We start from the raw sequence: 2,411 nt of genomic DNA, 5'->3' as shown, positions 1-2,411 counted from the left end.
GTAAGTCCCCGCCGTGACACGCCTCGCGGCGCGGCGATTTCCGTGGTTGGCGCGCCGCGCGCGTCGCGCGGTCAGGACGCGACGGTCTCGTGGGGCAGCGGAATGAGGGCGCCGTCGAGGTGAGCGGCGACGCAGCGCTGCAGGTAGGCGGTGGGGTCGACGCCGACGAGCTTGGCGCTCTCGAGGAGCGAGTAGAAGATCGCTGCGACTTCGGTGCCGCGGCGTGACCTCGAGCCGTAGTGGTTCTTGCGGCCGACGACTGGGCCGCGGAGCGCGCGCTCGGCGGCATTGTTGTCGAGCGGCAAGCGCGGGTCCTCGAGGAAGCGCGTGAGCTTCGACCAGCGTTTGGCGGTGTAGGCGATCGCCTTCTCGAGCGCGCTTCCGGGAAGGGGGCGCATCTCGGTCAGTGCCTTCTCGAGCTCGCGCACGATCGGGCGCGAGCGCGACCTACGAAGCTCGCCCCTGAGGTCGAGCGAGTCTCCGGCGTCGCTCTCGACTTTGTAGAGCTGGCCGATGAGGTCGAGGATGCGCTCGGTCTCGACCGGGAAGGCCTCGGCGCACTCTACGAATTTGCGGCGCGCGTGCACGAGACACGCGAGGTGTCGCAGCTTTGGATACCGCTTCGCGAGCGACGCGTAGACGACGTATCCGTCGCTCATCACGTATCCATCGAAGTCTGCGAGGAGCGCCTCTGCGTGCTCGCCGCCGCGCCCCTCTCGGATCGCGTAGTACGCGGCGACGTCGGAGACGATGTCCCACATGTGCCAGCTCTTCTGCGACTTGCCGTCGAGCATCGGCCACGAGGTCTCGTCGACGTGGAGCACGAGTCGCCCGCGCTGCACCGCGGCGAGGCGGTCGTACGCGGGGCGCACGATGTTCGCGAGCGCCCAACACTGGTCGAAGAGCGTGTTCGAATCGCAGTCGACGCCCTGACGCGCCATCTGCCGGACCTGACGCTCGAGGGGCAGGTGATCGAGGTACTTGCCGACCACGACCGCGATGGCGAAGGCCGCGGAGTACCGGCCGCCACCAAACCAGCGCCGAGGCCCGATGGCCGTCTCGCAATGACCGCAGGCGCAGCGATACTTCTGGCGACGATGGCGCACGAGCACGAAGCGCCGCTCGATGACGTCGACCTCGTCGCTGTCGTCGAAGTTGCCCGCCCAGGCAGCGAGCTCCTTGCCGCAAGACGGACACGTGCGGTCCGGCGCGTCGAGCTCGTAGAGCAGCTCTTGCACGGGGAGCTTCGGCTGAGGCTTCGGGCCGTGTCCCGTCTGCGCGGGCTTGCCATCGGCCTTGTCGTCGCCGCCTCCGCTCTCGTGCTCGCGACCCTCGTTCTTGGGGTTCCTGTTGAAGGTGCCGGCGGCGGGGACGGCCGCCGCGGCGAGCGCCTTCTCGAGGGCCGCGAGTTCGATCTCGAGCTGCGCCTTGTCGACCCCGTTCGCCGTCGCGAGCTCCTTCTGCAGCGTGAGGACGCGCGCGACGAGTCGGGTGTTCTCGCGCACCAGCGCCAGCGCCATCTGACGGAGCGCCTCGACGTCGCGTTCCCGCTCGATGCGATCGACGTCACGCACGCCCTCTTCGATGCGTCGTCGCGCGCAAACGATCAAGGGGTCTCGTGCACGCGCGACGACGAATCTCTGTCACGCGAACACGACGCGCGAGCCCTCGACGTCAGTCGGCGGCGGCGAGAGCTGGATGCGACCGACGACCTCGCTCCCCTCGAGAAAGAGCGAGAGCTCCGACAGCGTCCATCGCAGCGGGCCCGAGCCGCGCCTCTCCCAAGGCGCAGAGAACCGAATCCGCGCGAGCCGCTTCGCGTGCACGACGAGGCCCGTCCCGTCCCACCACAGCGCCTTCGCGTGCCGCCGACGACGACCCACGAACACGAACACCTCGCCGAGGAGAAGGTCGCTCTTCATGTTCACGCGAACGATCGCGGCGAGCGTGTCGAACGACTTCCTCATGTCGACAGGCTCGCGATGAACCCACACCGAGACGGATCGCGACGGCGCGATCACGCGAGCCTCGACAGGAGCTCCGCGACCTCGGCGAGCGAGAGTCCCTCCACGCGAACACCTCGCGGGCCATGGACCGTGTGACCGCCGCGCCCGAGCACATCGGTCGTGACCTCCACGCGCTCGAACGTCGGCCTACGCAGCCAGTCGTAGAGCGTGGTGCTCGAGACGCCCACCTCGCGCGCGATCGACTCGACGCCAGCGCCCGCCCGCCGCCGCGCCATCGCGTGCGCCACGATACGCGCGCGGTCCTCCGCGCCGTACGGCCTGCCCGCCCCCGCCGTCCGCACCCTTGCCTTCGCCTGCATCTCTTTCATCGTCCGCCTCCTTGCGCGCGCGCGAGGAGAGACGATCGTGGCGCGAGCGGCAGGACGCGTCAGGGCGAGGACTTAC

General features: G+C 69.3%; 3 protein-coding genes. All 3 read right to left on the bottom strand.

All coding sequences use genetic code 11. From position 1 onward, the window contains the following. Nucleotides 1-71: 71 nt before the first annotated feature. The 3 genes from VH914_17935 to VH914_17925 all read right to left on the bottom strand — a co-directional run bounded on the left by VH914_17935 (nucleotide 72) and on the right by VH914_17925 (nucleotide 2,326). Nucleotides 72-1,574 (bottom strand): IS66 family transposase, encoded by a 1,503-nt coding sequence (locus VH914_17935; GenBank protein HEX4493090.1) that lies wholly within the window; start codon nucleotides 1,572-1,574, stop codon nucleotides 72-74. Nucleotides 1,575-1,643: 69 nt separating this feature from the next. Continuing rightward, entirely contained in the window at nucleotides 1,644-1,994 is a 351-nt protein-coding gene (tnpB, locus tag VH914_17930; protein HEX4493089.1) for an IS66 family insertion sequence element accessory protein TnpB, read from the bottom strand. Between the two features lie 23 nt (nucleotides 1,995-2,017). Then, nucleotides 2,018-2,326 (bottom strand): helix-turn-helix domain-containing protein, encoded by a 309-nt coding sequence (locus tag VH914_17925; GenBank protein ID HEX4493088.1) that lies wholly within the window; start codon nucleotides 2,324-2,326, stop codon nucleotides 2,018-2,020. Nucleotides 2,327-2,411 lie beyond the last annotated feature (85 nt).

Source organism: Acidimicrobiia bacterium (genome assembly GCA_036271555.1).
Taxonomy (GTDB): Bacteria; Actinomycetota; Acidimicrobiia; order IMCC26256; family PALSA-610; genus DATBAK01.
This window is presented reverse-complemented; position numbering and strand designations above follow the sequence as displayed.

What these genes read in the sequence shown, in the direction of transcription:
- VH914_17925 (HEX4493088.1), bottom strand. Translation starts at nt 2,326, where the DNA reads ATGCAGGCGAAGGCAAGGGTGCGGACGGCGGGGGCGGGCAGGCCGTAC.